General features: G+C 69.4%; 20 protein-coding genes. 11 read left to right on the top strand and 9 right to left on the bottom strand.

Annotation, left to right across the window (positions count from 1 at the left end):
- The first annotated feature begins 61 nt into the window (after positions 1 to 61).
- Positions 62 to 334, top strand: coding sequence for a DUF4031 domain-containing protein (locus tag ASH02_RS18975; RefSeq protein ID WP_056685631.1), 273 nt, complete (start codon positions 62 to 64; stop codon positions 332 to 334).
- Here ASH02_RS18975 and ASH02_RS18970 read toward each other — a convergent pair.
- The 8 genes from ASH02_RS18970 to ASH02_RS18935 form a co-directional block, all read right to left on the bottom strand.
- Positions 331 to 813, bottom strand: a complete 483-nt coding sequence (locus tag ASH02_RS18970; protein ID WP_057295278.1) for a nucleoside deaminase — start codon at positions 811 to 813, stop codon at positions 331 to 333. The genes ASH02_RS18975 and ASH02_RS18970 overlap by 4 nt on opposite strands.
- Positions 810 to 1982 (bottom strand): cytochrome P450, encoded by a 1173-nt coding sequence (locus ASH02_RS18965; RefSeq protein ID WP_057295277.1) that lies wholly within the window; start codon positions 1980 to 1982, stop codon positions 810 to 812. Before ASH02_RS18965 ends, ASH02_RS18970 begins: the two co-directional genes overlap by 4 nt.
- Before the next feature lie 21 nt (positions 1983 to 2003).
- On the bottom strand, positions 2004 to 2582 hold the full coding sequence (locus ASH02_RS18960) for an HD domain-containing protein (RefSeq protein WP_057295276.1): 579 nt from the start codon (positions 2580 to 2582) through the stop codon (positions 2004 to 2006).
- Positions 2579 to 3367: a hypothetical protein gene (locus ASH02_RS26200; RefSeq protein ID WP_156409809.1), complete on the bottom strand. Its 789-nt coding sequence runs from the start codon at positions 3365 to 3367 to the stop codon at positions 2579 to 2581. The genes ASH02_RS18960 and ASH02_RS26200 overlap by 4 nt, the downstream gene beginning before the upstream one ends.
- Entirely contained in the window at positions 3354 to 4208 is an 855-nt protein-coding gene (locus ASH02_RS18950) for a PPE domain-containing protein (protein ID WP_056891994.1), read from the bottom strand. The genes ASH02_RS26200 and ASH02_RS18950 overlap by 14 nt, the downstream gene beginning before the upstream one ends.
- The gene (locus ASH02_RS18945) at positions 4198 to 4551 is read right to left on the bottom strand and encodes a type VII secretion target (RefSeq protein ID WP_056685648.1); all 354 of its coding nucleotides are present in this window, start codon (positions 4549 to 4551) and stop codon (positions 4198 to 4200) included. Before ASH02_RS18945 ends, ASH02_RS18950 begins: the two co-directional genes overlap by 11 nt.
- Positions 4551 to 4937 carry a YbaB/EbfC family nucleoid-associated protein gene (locus tag ASH02_RS18940; protein WP_057295274.1) on the bottom strand — a complete coding sequence of 129 codons (387 nt, stop codon included), beginning with the start codon at positions 4935 to 4937 and terminating at the stop codon, positions 4551 to 4553. The genes ASH02_RS18945 and ASH02_RS18940 overlap by 1 nt, the downstream gene beginning before the upstream one ends.
- Positions 4938 to 5076: 139 nt before the next feature.
- Entirely contained in the window at positions 5077 to 5889 is an 813-nt protein-coding gene (locus tag ASH02_RS18935; protein ID WP_057295407.1) for a class I SAM-dependent methyltransferase, read from the bottom strand.
- 160 nt (positions 5890 to 6049) lie between these two features.
- On the opposite strand from ASH02_RS18935, the gene ASH02_RS18930 reads away from it, so the two are divergent.
- Both ASH02_RS18930 and ASH02_RS18925 read left to right on the top strand, forming a co-directional pair.
- Entirely contained in the window at positions 6050 to 6727 is a 678-nt protein-coding gene (locus ASH02_RS18930) for a winged helix-turn-helix transcriptional regulator (protein WP_057295273.1), read from the top strand.
- Between the two features lie 97 nt (positions 6728 to 6824).
- Positions 6825 to 7769, top strand: a complete 945-nt coding sequence (locus tag ASH02_RS18925; protein WP_057295272.1) for a glycoside hydrolase family 16 protein — start codon at positions 6825 to 6827, stop codon at positions 7767 to 7769.
- A gap of 34 nt (positions 7770 to 7803) precedes the next feature.
- On the opposite strand, the gene ASH02_RS18920 is transcribed toward ASH02_RS18925, so the two are convergent.
- Positions 7804 to 9045, bottom strand: a complete 1242-nt coding sequence (locus ASH02_RS18920; RefSeq protein ID WP_156393719.1) for an MFS transporter — start codon at positions 9043 to 9045, stop codon at positions 7804 to 7806.
- Positions 9046 to 9165: 120 nt separating this feature from the next.
- On the opposite strand from ASH02_RS18920, the gene ASH02_RS18915 reads away from it, so the two are divergent.
- From ASH02_RS18915 to ASH02_RS18880, 8 genes are all read left to right on the top strand, one after another.
- Positions 9166 to 10866: an AMP-binding protein gene (locus ASH02_RS18915; RefSeq protein ID WP_082564027.1), complete on the top strand. Its 1701-nt coding sequence runs from the start codon at positions 9166 to 9168 to the stop codon at positions 10864 to 10866.
- On the top strand, positions 10863 to 12398 hold the full coding sequence (locus ASH02_RS18910) for an FAD-dependent monooxygenase (RefSeq protein ID WP_056685663.1): 1536 nt from the start codon (positions 10863 to 10865) through the stop codon (positions 12396 to 12398). Before ASH02_RS18915 ends, ASH02_RS18910 begins: the two co-directional genes overlap by 4 nt.
- Positions 12399 to 12442: 44 nt before the next feature.
- Positions 12443 to 13132, top strand: a complete 690-nt coding sequence (locus ASH02_RS18905; protein ID WP_056685666.1) for a TetR/AcrR family transcriptional regulator — start codon at positions 12443 to 12445, stop codon at positions 13130 to 13132.
- 149 nt (positions 13133 to 13281) lie between these two features.
- Complete coding sequence (locus ASH02_RS18900) at positions 13282 to 14034, top strand: maleate cis-trans isomerase family protein (protein WP_056685670.1); 753 nt, start codon at positions 13282 to 13284, stop codon at positions 14032 to 14034.
- A 26-nt stretch (positions 14035 to 14060) separates the two neighbouring features.
- Entirely contained in the window at positions 14061 to 14735 is a 675-nt protein-coding gene (locus ASH02_RS18895) for a VOC family protein (RefSeq protein ID WP_056686075.1), read from the top strand.
- Positions 14736 to 14737: 2 nt separating this feature from the next.
- A complete protein-coding gene (locus ASH02_RS18890; RefSeq protein WP_056685674.1) occupies positions 14738 to 14983 on the top strand; it encodes a hypothetical protein in 246 nt (81 codons plus the stop codon).
- The gene (locus ASH02_RS18885; RefSeq protein WP_056685677.1) at positions 14980 to 16230 is read left to right on the top strand and encodes an alpha/beta hydrolase; all 1251 of its coding nucleotides are present in this window, start codon (positions 14980 to 14982) and stop codon (positions 16228 to 16230) included. The genes ASH02_RS18890 and ASH02_RS18885 overlap by 4 nt, the downstream gene beginning before the upstream one ends.
- 295 nt (positions 16231 to 16525) lie before the next feature.
- Positions 16526 to 17881, top strand: a complete 1356-nt coding sequence (locus ASH02_RS18880) for an MFS transporter (RefSeq protein WP_056685680.1) — start codon at positions 16526 to 16528, stop codon at positions 17879 to 17881.
- Positions 17882 to 17887 lie beyond the last annotated feature (6 nt).

Here is a 17887-nt window from a genome sequence, read left to right as displayed (position 1 = left end):
GTTCGGGCTGGGGGACTCGGCCTCTCGGCTTCAGTCGCAGCCGATCGGGCATGCTGTGGGGGTGACCGTGCTGATCGACCCGCCGAGCGTGCCGTGGCGCGGACGCCTGTGGTCGCACCTGGCCTCGGACACCTCCTACGACGAGCTGCATGCGTTCGCCAGGGCGCTCGGTGTCCCGGAGCGTGGCTTCGACCGCGACCACTACGACGTACCCGCCGAGTACTACGACGACGCCGTCGCCGCGGGCGCCGTACCGGTGCGCAGCCGGGAGATCGCCACCCGGTTGCGGGCCGCCGGGCTGCGTCGGCCGAAGGCCGCCGAGCGACGCGACTAGCCCAGCGAGCGGTGGTGCAGCGCGCGCATCTGCTCCTCGAGCTCCGCCGCCGGACCCTGTACGACGACTCCGGGCGCGATGTCGCCGACCGGCAACGGCGTCACCGGCGAGTCAGGGGCACCCCAGCCCGACCGCCACTCGGTCAGCTGGGCCGTCGACACGGCGTAGACGATGCGGCCCAGGCCGACCCAGCCATGGGCGGCGGCGCACATCGGGCAGTGCTCGCCGGAGGTGTAGACCGTAGATCCGGCGCGGTCCTCGGGGCTCAGGTGCGCAGCGGCCCAGCGGGCCAGCTCGAACTCCGGGTGCCGGGTCTGGTCACCACCGGAGGTGCGGTTGACGTCCTCCTGGAGGACCGCGCCGCCGGGGCCGACCAGCACCGAGCCGAACGGCTCCTCGCCTGCGTCGAGGGCCTGCTCGGCCAGCTCGACGCAACGGCGAAGGTGGGCCAGGTCGACTGCGCTCAGCGCGGCGCTCATGAGGCGGTGAACCTGATCGGGAACTTCAGCGGCCCGGTGTTGCCCGAGACCGGCATCCACTCGCCGGGACCGTCGGGCACCGCGTCGGGCATCCGGCCGGCCAGCAGCGGCAGCGCGACGGCCATGTCGGTGCGGGCCACGAAGTGCCCCAGGCAGTGGTGCACACCGGACCCGAAGCCGAGGTGCGGCGTCCGCAGCTGGGTGATGTCGAAGCTCGGGTCGGGCACCGCCCGCGGGTCGGTCCCCGAGGCGTGCGACAGCATCTGCACGATGCCGCCCTTCGGGATGTGCAGGCCGCCGAAGTCGACGTCCTCGATCGCCTCGCGGGTCACCCACGTGACGGTCGGGTTGACCCGCATCACCTCCTCGACGGCCTGGCTGCCGAGGTCGGGGCGTTCGCCCAGGAGCCGCCACTGGTCGGGGTGCGCGAGCAGGGTCTGCAGGGCCAGGCCCAGCTGGTTGCGGGTGGTCTCCATGCCGGCGAACGCGAGGAAGACCAGCGACACGCTCAGCTCGTGGCGGCTCAGCCTGCCGTCGGTCTCCTGGGCCTGCAGCAACGTGGTGACCAGGTCGTCGCGCGGGTTGGCCTGACGGTCGGCGACCACCGCGTCGAGATGGTCACGGAGGCCGTCGAGTGCGGCCTCGATGCGGGGCACCTGGTTGGCCACGTCGATGCTGAAGCTGGCGCCGAGGTCGTCGGCCCAGTGCGCGACCTGGGCCCAGTCGTCCTCCGGCAGGCCGAGCAGCACGCAGATGATCCGGGCGGCGTACGGCTCGGCGAACTCGCTGACGAACTCGACCTCGCCGCGGGGCGCGAAGCCGTCGATCAGCTCGTTGGCGAGCGTCTGGAACCGGGGCCGCATCGCGGCGATGGTCTTGTTGCGGAAGGCGGGCATCAGCAGCCGGCGTAGGCGCGAGTGGTCCTCGCCCTCGAGGCTGAGCAGCGTCTCCTTCCACCAGTCGGAGAACATGCCGGAGTGGATGCCGTTCTGCGCCGGCCACTTCGCATTGCCCTGCTGGAACCGGCGGTCCTTCAGCAGGGCACTGGCCTCCTCGTGGCGCAGGACGGCCCAGCCGAGGTTGGTCTCGACGTACCAGTCCTCGTCGCGGGCGGCATGCACCGCGGGGGAGGTGACGTCGAAGGTCGGGTCGCTCAGGTCGAAGCTCACGGGGCCAGCGTAGGCCCGTGGTCAGGACTCGAGCGCGGATATCTCGCGGGACAGGTTGGCGCGTGCCGCGGGCTCCCAGTGCGCGCGGGCGTACGCCGTGTGGAACAGCGTCGGCTTGGCCAGCAGGTCACGGAGTACGGCGGCCCGTCCGGCTCGGAAGTCCGGCTCGGGCACGGTCGCGTACTCCCGTCGTACGCCGGCCACGTAGTCGGCGTACCGATCGGCGGGAGCGGCGAGGATGGCCAGGTCTGCGTCGCAGAGCACCTCGCCGTTGTGGTCGCCGGGCTCCGGCCGGTGGCGTTCGGTGAGCCGGACCAGACGGGCCACCTCGGCGACGTCGACGCCGGAACCCGCCAGCTCGTGCTCGGCGAGCACGGCGGAGCGCTCTTCGTTGTCGCCGGAGTCGTCGTAGACCGCGTCGTGGAACCACGCCGCCAGCACGACCTCGACGTCGTCGCTCGCGCCGAGCTCGTCGAGACGGTCCAGCACCTCGGTCAGGTGGAGCAGGTCGTGGTAGCCGCGGTCGGTCGACCAGGCGGCGAGCAGTCGGTCCCGGAGCGCGGTGCGGTCCGGGAGTGGCCAGTGCAGGTCGGAGGTCATTCTTCGGCTGCCGGCTTGACCAGGAACGTCAGCGAGAGACCGAGCACCAGCATCACCGCGCCGAGCACGCCGAGCACGATGCGCTCGCCCACGTCGGGCAGCTGCCAGCCGGTGGCGGCCAGGGCGACCGCGCAGACGGCGAGGACCAGGAGGACGGCGCCGGTCACGCGGGTCCGACGACTGGTGGGCCGATGGCGCCGGTCGGTCTGCAGCTCGGCATCGGAGAGCACGACGCCCGCACCGGCCAGCAGGGCGGCCCAGCGCTGGCTGGTGACCTCGACCGGCACGTCGCGGGCCCGGGCGTGCTCGACCACGGCGCGGGCGAACTCGAGGTCGGGGGTGCCGGGCGCGCGGGTCGCGGCCGGGGCGACCACGTGGGTGGAGAGGGGCAACCAGGCTGGCTTCACCGGACCGCACACCCGGATCAGCAGCGCGGGCGGCGAGAGCGGACCAGGCCGGAGATAGCGCCCGTAGCTGATCTCGCGGAACTCGATCGGGCTCCGCGGCGACCACGAGGCCTTGACCGGGATGCGCAGCCTCCAGCGCAGGCCTTCGGGGTCGACCGAGGCGCCACCGGTCGCGCCGGCCAGGAGGAAGAGGAGGGCCACGACGCCCATCCCCAGGGAGGACAGCACCGCCGGGTCGGTGACCGAGGGCCTCAGCGCGACGACGAGGACCGTCATCATGACGACCACGGTCAGCACCAGCACCTGCAGCAGGTCGGGGCCCACGATCCGTGCCAGCACGGATCGTCGCAGCCCCGTGACCCGGTCAGTCCTCGTCACGGTTGTTGACGTGTGATCCACCGGCGATGATCGGCTTGGCGTACTGGTCGGCCTGCTCGGCCAGCTTGATGAGGCCCTGCGAGACGGCCCGGCCGGTGCGCGCGCCGGCCTCGGCACTGGCCAGCAGGACGCCGATCCTGGCGTAGATCTCGGCCACCTTGACCGAGGCGGCGGCGACCTTCTCGCCCAGAACGCCGTAGGTGATGGACGTCGAGATCGTCATCCAGGCCAGGAAGGCCGCGATGCTCGAGCCGAAGCTGACCCAGGACGCGGCCAGGGCGGCCAGGGCCTCGATGATCAGGGGCTGCAGCCAGCTCGCGATCACCCAGTAGCAGACCTCGCGCAGGGCGGCGACGACGGCGCCGATGCCGGTGATCCAGTAGGACATCGTCTGGGTCTCGCCGGCGACGCCACGCAGGATCGTGTCGTAGTCGGTGGCGGCCTTGAAGAACGTCTGGGCGGCCGGGCCGGTCCAGTTCGACATGCCGCTGACCAGGTCGTTGAAGGCATCGGCCGAGGTGCCCAGCTGGGTCGAGATGTTGTCCCAGGTCAGGGCAACCGCCTGGATCGCACCCGGGTCGCCGGCCAGCCGGTCCCAGAGGTCGCTGATCCACGGCACGTGCTCGAGCAGCCAGCCGACGCCGGCCGAGATCGCGGCGCCGAACGGGTCGACAACGGTGATGAGCACGTCGAGTCCGGCCGAGACGCCGTCGATGGTGAAGTCCATCGCGTCGCTGTCGGAGGTGAAGTCGCCGTAGAGGTTCGACATCGAGCTCAGGATGCCGGCGCCCTCGGCCCAGCCCTTGGACTCCTCGCCGACGATCAGGTCCTCAGCAGCCATAGGGACCACCCGGGTTCGGAACGTTCTCGACCTCGCCGTTCATCTTGTCGATCGCCTCCTGGAGGGCCGTCTCGGCTGCCTGGTAGGAGTTCGCGTTCGACTGGAGTCCCTGTGCGATCGAGTCGCCGACGTCGGCTGCGGTGCCGATCAGCTCGGTGTAGTTGTTCTGGGCACTGTTGAGGATCGGCAGCGCGGTGGGGTCGAAGATGACGCCGTAGATCAGCCCGCCCACCCCCACGGTCTCGGAGGCGTCCTTGCAGTCGCGGACCTGGCCGGCAACCGCCTCCACCTGCTTCGACTTCGCGGCGAGGGCCGTGTGGTCGACGTAGAACCCGCCCGACATCAGCGGTCGCCCTCTTCGTCCGCGTCGGGGTCGGGCGGCAGTGCCTCGCGCATCTTCCGCATCGCCTGGGTGTCCCTGCCGAGCGCCTGGCCCATGATCTCCGACGCCTGCTCGGCGGCCTGACGTGCGGCCGACGCGTAGGCCTGCATCACTGCCTCGCAGATCTGCACCGCGGTCATGTTGGCCGCGGCCGAGCCGGGGCGGACGCTCTTGAGGATGCCGCCGCTGCCGGCGGTGACCGTGACGGCCTTGTTGCGCGAGGTCACCGAGACCTCGAGGGCGGAGATCTCCTCGCCGGCCACCTTGGCCCGTGCCGCGGCTTCGGTGGCCTGCTTCATCATCGCCTGGATCGCCTGATCCGGCGGCAGGCCGGGCGGAACGGTCATGCATGCCTCCACGTGTGGTGTGCCGAGTGACGATCGGCCGTGGGCTCCCCGAGCGGGCGCCGACCAACATCGTAGTGACCCATCACTTCCCCGGTCGCGAAGTCTGAAACGTGAGGGTCGATGCTGGCCGGCGCCGCGCTCACCCGGATCGTCGCGCGGTGACCAGGAGGTACTCCCACTGCATCGTCGCGTCGGGACCGTGGTGCCTGCGGCCAAGGTCGGCCAGGGCCTCGTCGAGCGCGGCGACCTTCGCCGGATCGTCGGCGATCGCCCTGTAGACCGCGATCGTCGGTCCGTAGCGCTCCTTGAAGAACTCGCGGTAGCCCTCGGGTGTGGCGAAGGCGTCGACGACGAGCTCGCGCCGCTCCGCGCGTACGTCGTACACACCGTCGCCGAGGAGTGAGGCGACGTGCTCCGGGTCGCCCCAGCGCGGGGGTGGGGTGGCACCGGCCGGCGGCGGGGGCGCATAGGGTTTCATCGCGGCGAACATCTGGCCGATGAAGCCCTCCGGGGTCCAGGCAATGAGCCCGATCCGGCCGTCGGGACGGGTCACCCGCAGCAGCTCGGAGGCGGCCTTCTCGTGGAACGGCGCGAACATGATGCCGACGCAGGAGATCACCGCGTCGAACCGGCCGTCCGCGTAGGGCAGGTCCTCGGCGTCGGCGACCTCCCAGGTGAGCTCGAGTCCCTGGTCGGCGGCCTCCACCCGTCCGGCCTCGAGCAGCTCGGGAGTCAGGTCGCTGGCTACCACGGTGGCACCGGTGCGCGCCGCGGGGAGGGACGCGTTTCCGGAGCCGGCGGCGATGTCGAGCACCGTGTCGCGGGCGGTGATTCCGGTGGCGGCGACGAGGGTCTCGCCGAGGTCCGCGATCACGTCGGTGGCCACGGACGGGTAGTCGCCGAGCGCCCACATCGCCCGGTGCTTCGCCTTGAGGTCGGGGGTGACTGTCATGGTGTTCTCCTTGCTGGTCGGTGGTGCTTCCAGCGTCCGCGCGCGGTCGTCGTACGACCAGTCCCAGGTCTGAACCACTGTGGGTTCACGATCTGTACTGGTGCGGTGCCCGGAACGGCGGTGTACTGGTCGAGGGGGGGTTCGAGCACCGGGAGCCCAGATGACGTCGTACGGCCAGTTCTGCCCTGTCGCGAAGGCGATGGAGATCCTCGACGAGCGGTGGACGCTGCTCGTCGTACGCGAGCTGCTGGCGGGCAGCACGCACTTCAACGAGCTGCGCCGGGGGAACCCGAAGATGTCGCCGGCGCTGCTCTCCAAGCGGCTGCGGACCCTGGAGCGAGTGGGTGTCGTACGGCGCACGGGTGACGCCGTGGGCCGCACCAGCTACCGGCTGACCGAGAGCGGTGAGGAGCTGCGCCCGATCGTGGAGGCGCTCGGTGCGTGGGGCGTGCGCTGGATCGGCGAGCTCGGCACCGAGGACCTCGACCCGCACCTGTTGATGTGGGACATCCGGCGCACCGTGCCGGTTGACGCGTGGCCGCGCGAGCGCACGGTGCTGGCCTTCGAGCTGGACGACGTCGCACCGCGGGTGGCGCGATGGTGGCTGGTCGTGAGTGGCGCCGAGGCCGACATCTGCGACTACGACCCGGGTTTCGACGTCGACGCCACGATCAGGGCCGGGCTCCGCACGTTGACCGAGATCTGGCGTGGCGACCGGGAGTGGGCCGACGCGCTGCGCTCCGGAGCCGCGTCGGTGACCGGTCCGACCTCCGTGGCGCGGCAGGTCCCGGGCTGGCTCGGCCGGATGCAGCTGGCCGCCGTGCCCCGGCCGGCCTGACCGGTCATCGCAGGGCAGGCCGTGGGCTGGGTCTGTCCAGACGCGCCATCTTCTGGAATCCTTCGGGGCGGGAGGGTCGAGCGAAGGTGTGAGACCCATGAAGGCACAGATGTTCCGGCGGATCGGCCTCGGCGCCGCCGCCCTTGCGGTGGCGTTCCTGGGCACGCCGATGGCCAGCGGTGGCGACCCAGCCGTGGCACGCTCGAGCGTGCGTGCCGCCGTCCCGGCCGGGGGCTGTGGAGCCACGGTGCTCAAGCCGGACGGCCAGCCGTGGACCTGCACGTTCGTCGACACGTTCTCCACCAGTGCGTTGAACACCGACAAGTGGATCGTGCAGCGGACCGCGACCAGCAACTTCACCACGGGCGAGCCCGGCGGCGCCCGCGCGTGCTACCTCGACTCGCCGTCCACCGTGAGGGTGGCAGGCGGAAATCTGCGCCTGTCGGTGGTGCGGAAGGCGACCGCGTTCACCTGCAACGCGAGCAGTCCCTTCTCCACGAAGTACGCCGCCGGCATGGTCTCCACCCATGGTCGGTTCAGCCAGACCAACGGGCGCTTCGAGGTGCGGGCCCGCATTCCGGCGAGCCGAATCCAGGGCCTGCAGGAGACGCTGTGGCTGTGGCCGGTGAACCCCACGAAGTACGGCCCCCATCCGGACTCGGGGGAGATCGACTTCGCGGAGTTCTACAGCCTGCACCCCGACCACGTGATCCCGCGCATCCACTACAGCTATGACCCGGCGACGGTGAACCGGCTCACGAGCACCAACGTGGTGACGTCGTACAACTGCGTCATCGACCAGTCGGCGTACAACACCTACACGCTCGAGTGGGAGCCCGGCCGACTCACGATCCTGGTCAACGGCGACGTGTGCCTGGTCGACAACTACCAGGCCGACAACACGACAGTGCCGTACGCGCCGTTCGACTCGCCGTTCATGGTCGCCCTGACCCAGGCCCTCGGCCACGGCACCAATGCCCTGCCCGCGGACGCACCGCTGCCGGCCACGACGTACGTCGACTACGTGAAGGTGTGGCGCTGACACCGCACACGCAGCCGACGTACGAACTGGACGATCAGGATGCCGACAGTGCTCCTGTCCGGGCGCATACGACCTCGGCCGGGGCGCTGCGGGGGACGAGTAGGCAGGCGAGTCCGCCCGCGGCTGCGACGGCGCCGAAGAACCCGAACACCCACGCGTTTCCGAGTCCGCTGGTCAGCAGGATGCCGCCAACCGTCGGGCCGCACACCGCGCCGAGTCGGCCGATCCCTGTGGTCACGCCGAGAGCCGTACCGCGTACTTCGGCGTCGAAGTACGTCGCCACGTAGCCGAACACGATGATCTGCGTGCCGATCGAGCCGACCCCGGCGGCGAAGACTGCCACAGCGAGGACGCCTGTCGGCGGGGTGAAGGCCATGACGACGACCGAGGCCGTGGCGACCAGGAACATCACTGTCGCCACGCGGCGAGCGCCGAGCCGATCGGCAATCGTCGATCCAGTGATGCCGCCGACCACCGCGCCGACGTTGAGCAGCAACTGGAACGCGAGGGCCGATCCGAGACCGTAGTGGGCTGCCCGCATGAGCTGGGGAAGCCAGGTGTTGAGACCGAAGACCAGAAGGAAGCCCGCGAAGTTGGCGACCGAGAACGCGACAAGTGCGGCAACGGCGCGAACGTTGGTGAGCTGGCGGGTGCGCTGGACCGTCCTGCGATTGGGGGTCGCGGTGGAAGTCTCGGGGATGAAGACCCAGGCCAGCGGGAGCACGGTGACGAGAGCGAGACCGCCGAACGCCCAGAGTCCACGGAACCCGAAGTCGTCGAGGAGTGCCAGCGCGGAGAAGGCCGCGATCATGCCGCCCACGGGCATCCCGGCGAGCATGATCGCGTTCAGGCGCTGGCGCTCGTGAGGTCGCGCGACCTCGACGACGAGCGCGATCGCCACGGGGGCGATGCCTCCGAAACCGAGACCCGCGACGAACCGGAGCACGCTGAGGGTGGTCGGGTCGGGAGCGGCCGCGACCGCGAGCATGGTGACCGAGTAGAGGGTCAGGCAGCCGAGGAACAGCTTGCGCCGGCCGAAGAGGTCGGTGAGCGGGCCGGACGCGAGAGCCCCGAACAGCATGCCCAGGAGTGCGTAGCCCCCGATCGCTCCCACGTCTGCGGGGGAGAGCGACCACTCCTCGTAGGCGAGCAGGGAGGGAACGGTCGATCCGTAGATGATCAGGTCGTAGCCGTCGAAGATGATCGCGGCGAAGCAGATGAGCACCACCATCGGTCTGTTCGTCGTGGCGGGAGTTGTCTTTCCGGGAGCGTTCATGGCGAACTCCAAGGTCGGGTCAGGTGTGAGCAGCACCACCCTGCGCCTCGGGTTACACAACTGTCAATACTTTGACATAGACGTTGACATGTCGAGTGGGGTCGGTCTACCGTGATCGGCATGACAGCACTGGTGAACGAGTTGCCGACTCCGGAGACGGGCCTGGTTCCCTTCGACGCCCTTAGTCGTGAGACCTATCGCGAGAAGGGGTGGTGGACCGGGCGAACTCTGCCCGACGTACTCCTCCGAGCCGCCGAGTCGCATGCCGACCGGGTCGCCCTGGTCACGCCCGAGGTCACGTGGACCTACGCCGAGATGTTCGCCGAGGCGGCTCGCTTCGGAGCGGGGCTGAGTCGGCGGGTGGGCGTTCGACCGGGCGACGCGGTCATGTTCCAGATGGGCAATGTCGCCGAGACGATCGTGTCCTATCTCGGCTGCCTCCTTGCCGGAGCCCGCCCGGTGTGCACGCTTCCCCAGCACGGCGTTCGCGAGATCGGCCTTCTCGCCGAGCACGTCGGCGCACAGGTCCTCCTGACCCAGGGTGACTTCGGCGGAGGCAGGCTGGCAGCCCAGGCGCAACACCTGCAGGCCGAGGGGCGGATCCGCGACGTCGTCGTCGCCCGAGGAACAGCCTTCGCCGGTGCCACGTCGTACGGCGAGGTCATTGACGCGGGCGCGGACGCGGATCCGGCGGCGATGGTGGCGCTGCTGTCCGACCCCGACGGGATCGCGGTCTTCCAGCTCTCCGGCGGTACGACGGGCCTGCCCAAGGTGGCGCCCAGGCTGCACGAGGAGTACGCCTACAACTCCCTGGCCTGGGCACAGGCGATGGGCTACGGCCCCGAGAGTCGCCTGCTCTACCCGCTGCCGGTGATGCACAACGCCGGCATCTCGCTGGCGGTCCAGCCGGCGATCCTGGCCGGGGCGCAACTGGTTCTTGCTCCGTCAGCGGACATCGAGAGTCTTCTGGAGCTGATCACCCAGCACCGCATCGACGTGCTTCCGATGATGCCTCCGGCGCTCGCCATCCGGCTGCTGGAGTCCCCGGGGGCCAATGCTGCCGATCTCGGCGGCGTCCGCGAGTTCGTGGTCGGCGGGCAGAAGCTCCCGGTCGAGGTGGCCGAGAGGCTGCGCGACGAGCTCGGAATCAGGGTTCGGCAGATGTTCGGGATGGCCGAGGGCATGTTCCTGCTGACGCCGGAAGCGGCGGGGGAGGCCGTGAGCCACCACACGGTGGGTGCTCCCATCTCCCCGGGCGACGAGATCCGGATCCTCGACACGTTCGGGGAGCACGAGGTCGAGGACGGCCAGATCGGTGAGCTCGCCGCTCGAGGTCCCTACACGATCCGCGGCTACTACCGAGCCGAGGCCCACAATCGGACCTCGTTCACGGAGGACGGCTTCTATCGCACCGGTGACCTCGCCCGGCGCCACGTGACGCCCGATGGCGTCTTCTACTCCATCGAGGGAAGGATCAAGGACGTCATCAACCGTGGTGTCGAGAAGATCCATGCCGAGGAGGTCGAGGAGCTGATCGTCCAGCATCCATCAGTCACCACGGCTGCCCTGGTGGCCATGCCGGACCTGGTGCTCGGCGAGCGTGGGTGCGCCTACCTCGTGCTCGAGAACGACGCGGAGCCACTCGACGTCGCCTCCCTCGGAGCGCATCTGCTCGCACTCGGGCTGGCGAAGTACAAGCTCCCCGAGCGCGTGGAGATCGTCACCGCTCTGCCGCTGACGAATGTCGGGAAGGTCTCGAAGAAGGCCCTCCGTGAGGACATCCAGAGCCGGATGGCGGCTGAGCAGGGGGTCGTGCGATGAGCCGCAAGGTTGCAGTCGTGGGCGGTGGTCCGGCGGGTCTGTACTTCGCCAGGTTGCTGAAGCGCGCCGACCCCGCCCTCGAGGTCGTGGTGCACGAACGCATGGACGGCACCGCGGAGACCTTCGGGTTCGGTGTCGGTCTCACGGAGTCGACGATGCGCAACCTGCGATCCGCGGATCCGGAGACCGCCGAGCGGGTGAGGGAGGCCAGCCATGTCGGGCATGAGCTCAGGTTGCACGGCCACGACGGAATCGTCCCTCTCCACGGTGCTCGCAACCTGGCGATCGGGCGCGCTCGCCTGTTGGAGATCCTGACCGATGCGGCGATGGCCGTAGGCGTCGAGATCCGGCGTGGCGTGCGCGTTGACGCGACCTCGCTGGATGCTGACGTCGTGGTCGCGGCGGACGGCGTCACCAGTGCCACGCGAGACAAGTACGCCGCCGAGTTCGGCGTACGTTCGCGGCTCGGTCGGTCCCGCTTCGTGTGGTGTGGCGCCGACTTCGCCGTGGACTCGGCGTACTTCTCGGCCGCCCGGCGTGGCGACAGTCTCTTCGTCACCCACGCCTACCCGTATTCGCCCGACCGCAGCACGTTCCTCATCGAGGTCGATGACCTCACCTGGCGGGACTCGGGGCTCGAGGACTTCGACCGGCAGGTTCAACCCGGCGAGAGTGACCGGGCCAGTGTCGCCCTGCTCGAGGAGGTCTTCGCCTCGGATCTTCGCGGTCGTGGGCTGCTCACGAACCGCACCAGGTGGAGCCGGTTCACCAACCTGACCCTGGACACGTGGTCACACGAGAACGTGGTTCTCCTCGGGGACGCCGCCCACACTGCGCACTACACGCTCGGTTCGGGCACCAAGCTCGCGCTCGAGGATGCCATTGCGCTCGCTGAAGCGCTGGTCGGCGAGGCGTCCGTGGCTGACGCGTTCGCGGCGTACGAGGGTGCACGGCGACCTTCCGTGGAGCGGTTCAAGAAGCTCGCCCACCGCAGCCAGGCGTGGTGGGACAGCTACCGCCACCGCCACGAATGGTCTGCGGACCGGCTGGCGCTCTCGTACATGACGCGTTCCGGGAACCTGATGTTGAGCGACTACGCGGGGGAGCAGCTCCCGGCTGCTCGCAGGGCCCTTGCCTGGTTGGGGGAGAACGTCCCGGATCAGGCCGGCGAGCTCGAGGGCTGGGTGCTGGCACAGCCACTGGATCACCCCGGCATGGAACTGGCCGGACGCTCCGTGTCACGCGACGGACTGAAGGTTGCCGCCGCGGTACGCGAGATCGGGTGGAGCGAGCCGGACGTGTGGAGTGAGGCTGCGGATCGGCTGGTGTCCAGGATGCGTGGTTCGGACGACCTGCCGATCCTGCTCACCGGCCCGGACGCTCCCGATGCCGTGCCCGCGCGGGTCGATCTCGCCGAGCGGCTGCGCATGGAGCTGAGCCGGCCGATCGGCGTTCAGGTCCCCGTTGCGGCCACCTCCCTGGCGGCCACCGCCGTCGCGGCGGGCCGCGCCGACTTCGTGGTGACCCGGTGACGCGGGGCGGCGTCGTGACCCGGACGGCTCGCTACACTCCCCACATGGCGAAGGCATCGGCGGACAAGACGACGCGCAGTGGTCTGAGTCGCCAACTGGTCACCTCCGAACTTCTCGACAAGGCCACTGAGCTCTTTGCCGAGAAGGGCTACGAGTCCACGAGCCTGCTCGACATCGCCCAGGCGCTCGGCATCTCGCGCCCGGCGCTCTACCACTACGTGAGCAGCAAGGAAGAGCTGCTCTCGATCCTGGTCGAGCAGGTGAGCCTTGGCCTGGGAGAGGTCCTGGACAACCTCTCGGCGCGCGATGACCTGCTGCCCACCCAGAAGCTCGTGGACGTGGTCGGCCTGATGGTGCGCCAGCGTGCGGAACACCCCGCCCAGTTCCGGATCCTCGACCGTTCCGAGACAGTCCTCCCGGAGCCCGTCGGGACGCAGCACCGAGACGCGAAGCGCAGGGTCCTGCGCGGTGTCACGGCCGTGATCGAGGCCGGCATCGACGCCGGTGAGTTCCGCCCGGTCGATCCGCGTACGACGGCGCTCAGCCTCCTCGGCATGTGCAACTGGGTCGCGTGGTGGTTCGCCCGCGGGTCCGACGTCGAGGCTGTCGTGGCCACCGTGATTGATCTTGCGACCGCGATGCTGGTCGCCGACACCTCGGCACCTCGTCCCCACACCGCAGACACCGTCGACGAGATCCGCGTCCTGCTCGACCGGATCGCGCCCGCCCGCTGATCCCCACGGCAGTCCGGGGCGTTCTGCCCGGCTGCTGAGAACCGCCTCGCCCACCGGCGCCGGCGGTGTTCACGCACACCCATGTGGACACAAGTGTTGAAATATTGACACGACCGACTAGAGTGAACCCAGACGACCTAGGAGATGCCATGACCATCAACCGCGTGGGCCTGATCGTGCCCAGCACGAACGTCACCGTGGAGACCGAGATCCCGCTGCTGCTGAGCCGGGCGGGCGAGCACTTCTCGTTCCACTCGACGCGGATGCGGATGCACTCGGTGACGCCCGAGCAGCTGCGGGCGATGAACGCCCAGCGCGAGCGCTGCGTCCTGGAGATCGGGGACGCCGGGACGGACGTGGTGCTCTACGCCTGTCTCGTCGCGATCATGGCGATGGGCCCGGGCCACCATCGCGATGCGGAGTTCCGCATCGCCGAACAGCTCGGCTCCGGAGGCTCACCCACCAAGGTGCTCTCCAGTGCCGGCGCGCTCCTCCAGGCCCTCCAGGAGACCGGCGCCAAACGCGTCGCTCTCGTGATGCCGTACATGCTGCCGCTGGCCCGTCAGGTCGTCGACTACATCGAGGCCGAGGGCATTGAGGTCGTCGACTGGCGTGCGCTCGAGGTGGCGGACAACGCCGAGGTCGCCTGCATCCCCGGTGAGCGAGTCCTCGAGGCGGCGCGGGGTCTCGACCTGAGTGACGCGGACGCACTCGTCATCTCCTGCTGCGTGCAGATGCCGTCCCTCGACCTGGTGCAGGTGGCCGAGGACGAGCTCGGACTCCCTGTCCTGTCAGCCGCCACTGCGGGTGCGTACAGCATCCTGCGCAGCCTCGGCCTGCCCGTCGACATTCCCGGAGCCGGCTCCCTGCTCCGCGCCGACGCCGCCGTGCCTGTCTCCTGATCGAACACCTTGAGGAAGTGATCAGCATGTCCGAAACCACCGAGCCCGCGGCCCCCAAGGCCGTCCACCGCGTCCGCGGCGTCGACCACGCAGCGTTCCCGACGTTCGACCCGGTCGGCACCGTCCGGTTCTACCGTGACGTTCTCAAGTTCCCGGTCGTCCACTCGATCTGTGCCGCCGGTTGGGGCCCTGAGAAGCACCCCGACTTCATCCACTTCTTCTTCGACATCGGCAACGGTGATCGGCTGGCCTTCTTCTACTACTTCGGCTGGCAACCGGCCGGTGACCAGTCGGCCCCCGGCGACGCCTGGGCGCGGCTTCCCCATGAGACGCCCGAGTTCTTCAAGAACTCGCGGCACATCGCCCTCAACGTCTCCGACGAGGAAGACCTTCTGGAGTACCGCAGCCGGCTCGACGAGTCGGAGTGGCCCGTCGAGATGCAGGTGATGCACGAGACCATCGAGTCGATCTACACCCATGACCCCAACGGCTACATGCTCGAGATCACGCGACAGCTCCGGCCGGTCACCCTCCAGGAGGACCTGGACGCCGCGCTGACCATCGAGGCGCTCTGTGACGTGGCCGCCGGCGAGGACCCGTCCATGGACAAGCTGCTGACCCGCAAGGCCGAGCTCATTGTCGAGAAGGCAGGGGACTGGGAGAACGAGAACCCAGCCTGGCGCGAATCGGTGGAGGTGTGACCATGGCTCGCTTCTACGTCCTGGAGGTCCCCGAGAACGAAGGCGTCATCCGGGTCGCCGCCGACGACCCCACCTGCACGGTCGACCGGGTCGGCCCCTACTGCAGGTTGACCGCGAACGGCCCGATCGTCATCGACCGCAGGGCAACCGGAGTCCGGCACGCGGTCTGGTACAGCGCAGTCTCCGGCCTCGAGGCCTCCGTGGTCACCCAGCACGACAAGGACGCCCTGCGCGTGGAGTCCCGATGAGGCCGGCGCGTCTCGGTGACGGACGCTACATCGCCCCCGCCGATCTTCCCGAGCCCACCCGGGTCACCGCGCACGAGCTGCGCACCAGTGACGGCGCCACCGTGAGTGGTCTGCTGCGCACGGTGCCCGGGGCCACGACCGTCGCCTTCCTCATGCACCCCCGCCAGGACTTCTCCCACCACGTCCTGGTCCCTGAGCTGCTGCACCACGGCTTCGCCGTGTGGACCCAGGGCAGTCGTTCCGTCGGGAACGACCTCAGCCTGCTGCACGAGCAAGCTCTGCTCGACATGGCGGCCGGCCACGTCTTCCTGCGTGAATCGGGTTTCGAGAGCGTCCTCTCGGTCGGCCACTCCGGTGGTGCGGCCCTCGCTGCCTTCTATCTCCAACAGGCCGCGCTGGCGCCGGGGCAGCGTGTGCAGGCGACTCCCGGGGGCAAGTCCGTCCCGCTCGGCGAGGCCGAGATGCCACTGGCCGACGGGCTCGCGCTGATGGCTCCACATCCCGGGCAGGGTGCGCTCCTGCAGCGTGTCATCGACCCCTCGGTGACCGACGAGTCGGACCCGCTCTCGGTGGACCCGTCGCTCGACCCGTACAACCCTGACAACGGATTCGCTCCCGCGCCCCAACCCTCGTCCTACACGGTGGAGTTCATCGAGAGCTACCGGGCGGCCCAGCAGGCCCGGATCGCCCGGATCGACTCGATCGCGTTCGAGCGGGTCGAGTCGGCTCGAAATGCTCGCCGGCGCTACGCCCAGACCAAGGACCCCGCAGATCGGCGTACGTCGTTGGCGAGCGGCGTCATCGTCGTACACCGCACCGACGCCGACCTTCGCGCCGTCGATCCGAGGCTCGACCCCAATGACCGCCCCTATGGCTCGCTGTTCGGGCACCGCCCCGACCTCACGAACTACGGGATCGTCGGGTTCGGTCGACTGACCACGCCCGAGGCGTGGCTCTCGACCTGGTCGGCGAACACCAGCCGGGCAGACCTCGCCGCCTGCGCGCCCGGTGTCCCGGTGCCGACGCTCGTCGTCGAACTCACCGGTGACCAGGCCTGCTTCCCCGACGACGCCAAGCGATTCGCCAGCCTCTTCGGGCACGAGGACGTCAGCCTGGTCCGAACCCCGGGCCGGCATTTCGGGGCACCGCTCCACGAAGGGATGTCCTCCGGCGCCACCCTCGCCGGCCGCGAGATCTCCCGCTGGGCCGGCGAGAGATTCCCCAGCGAGGCCTTCCTGCCTGTCTGACGCGCACCCGTCCTGACGAAGAATGACCCGGTTCCAGATCTGGAGCCGGGTCATTCGTGTCTGCGTCCCCAGGGGTGCCGCAATCCACCCGAAACAGTCGTGTCGAAGTATTGACATGTCCGTAATGGGTGGTTCATTGTGGTACTCGCCACAAGGTCGGACGCCGCGGAACGGTGTACCGACCGGGCGGGCCCGAGACCGGCTTCCCGATGGAGCGGCACGGTGTCGTCGCGATTGACTCTCTGGGGGCGACGGCACGTGAGGGCAAACGTTCAAAGTGACAGGTGTCCAGACCATGACCGTGACCAATGACGGCGTCGCCCACCGGCGGAGGGCGCTGCTCGCCGGCTCCATCGGAGTGTTCGTCGAGTGGTTCGACTTCATCGTGTACGCATACTCCGCACCGGTGATCGCCACGTTGTTCTTCCCGCAGCAGGACCGCTCGGCCGCGCTGCTGGCGACCTTCGGGTTGTTCGGCGTCGCCTTCGTGGTGAGGCCGTTCGGCGGCTACTTCTTCGGCAACCTCGGCGACAAGATCGGCCGCCGCAACACCCTGTCCCTCGTCGTACTGCTCATGGGCGGCGCCACGATGTGCATCGGCGTCCTGCCGACCTACGCCTCGATCGGCCTGCTGGCGCCCGGGCTCCTCCTCCTGTGCCGACTGGTCCAGGGTTTCTCGGCGGGCGGTGAGAACGCGGGTGCCTTCGCCTTGATCGCCGAGTACGCCCCCGAAGGCCGCCGGGGTCTGTGGCTCAGCAGCACGGTCGTCATGAACATCCTGCCGGCGATGGCTGCCGCATTCACCGTGCTCCTGGTCACCAGCTCCATGTCTGCCGACTCGTACGCCGGCTGGGGCTGGCGCATGCCGTTCCTGATCGGCGGGGTCCTCGGCGTGATCGGCCTCTACCTGCGCCGTCGTCTGGAGGAGACTCCGGCTTTCCTGGCCGTTCAGGAACGGGACCAGGTCGAGCAGGCGCCCGCCGCTCGAGCGATCCGCAGCAACCTCCGGGGCATGGCGTTCGTGTTCGGGCTCTCGGCGCTGAACGGTCTTGCGTTCTACCTGCTCACCGCCTACCTCGTCACCTACCTGACCGAGACTGTCGGCCTGGCCCGGACGACCGCGCTGCTCGCCAACTTCGTCGTCCTCGGCGTGGTCATGGCCGTCGTGCCCTTGGCCGGACTGCTGAGTGATCGGGTCGGCCGTCGGCCCCTGATGGCGGCAGGTGCCGCCACCCTGGCCGTGCTGGTGGTCCCCGGCTTCCACCTGCTCACGGCTGGCGGGCTGACGAACGCCATCCTGGGCCAGCTTGTGATCGGGGTTGGCCTGGCTCTCTTCGCGGCGCCCTATGTCGCGGCCCAGGTCGAGCTGTTCCCGACCAGGACCAGGTACAGCGCCATCTCCATCAGCTACAACATCGCCTACGCCTTGTTTGCCGGCACCGGTCCGTTCGTGAGTGCCTTCCTCGTGAGTCGCACCGGACTCCAGGTGGCGCCGGGGATCTACCTCGCCGTGGTTGCGGGTCTGGTCTTCCTGTTGGTGCTGGCCCTGCCGGAGACGTACCGCCGCCCGCTCCTTCAGGGAGAGGAGTCCGGGGACACGGCCTCGACGTCGGGCGGTCGTTCCTCGAACAACTCCCTGGGGGTGCTGTGAACACCG

This window comes from Nocardioides sp. Soil796, assembly GCF_001429525.1.
In the GTDB taxonomy this organism is placed as follows: domain Bacteria; phylum Actinomycetota; class Actinomycetes; order Propionibacteriales; family Nocardioidaceae; genus Nocardioides.
This window is presented reverse-complemented; position numbering and strand designations above follow the sequence as displayed.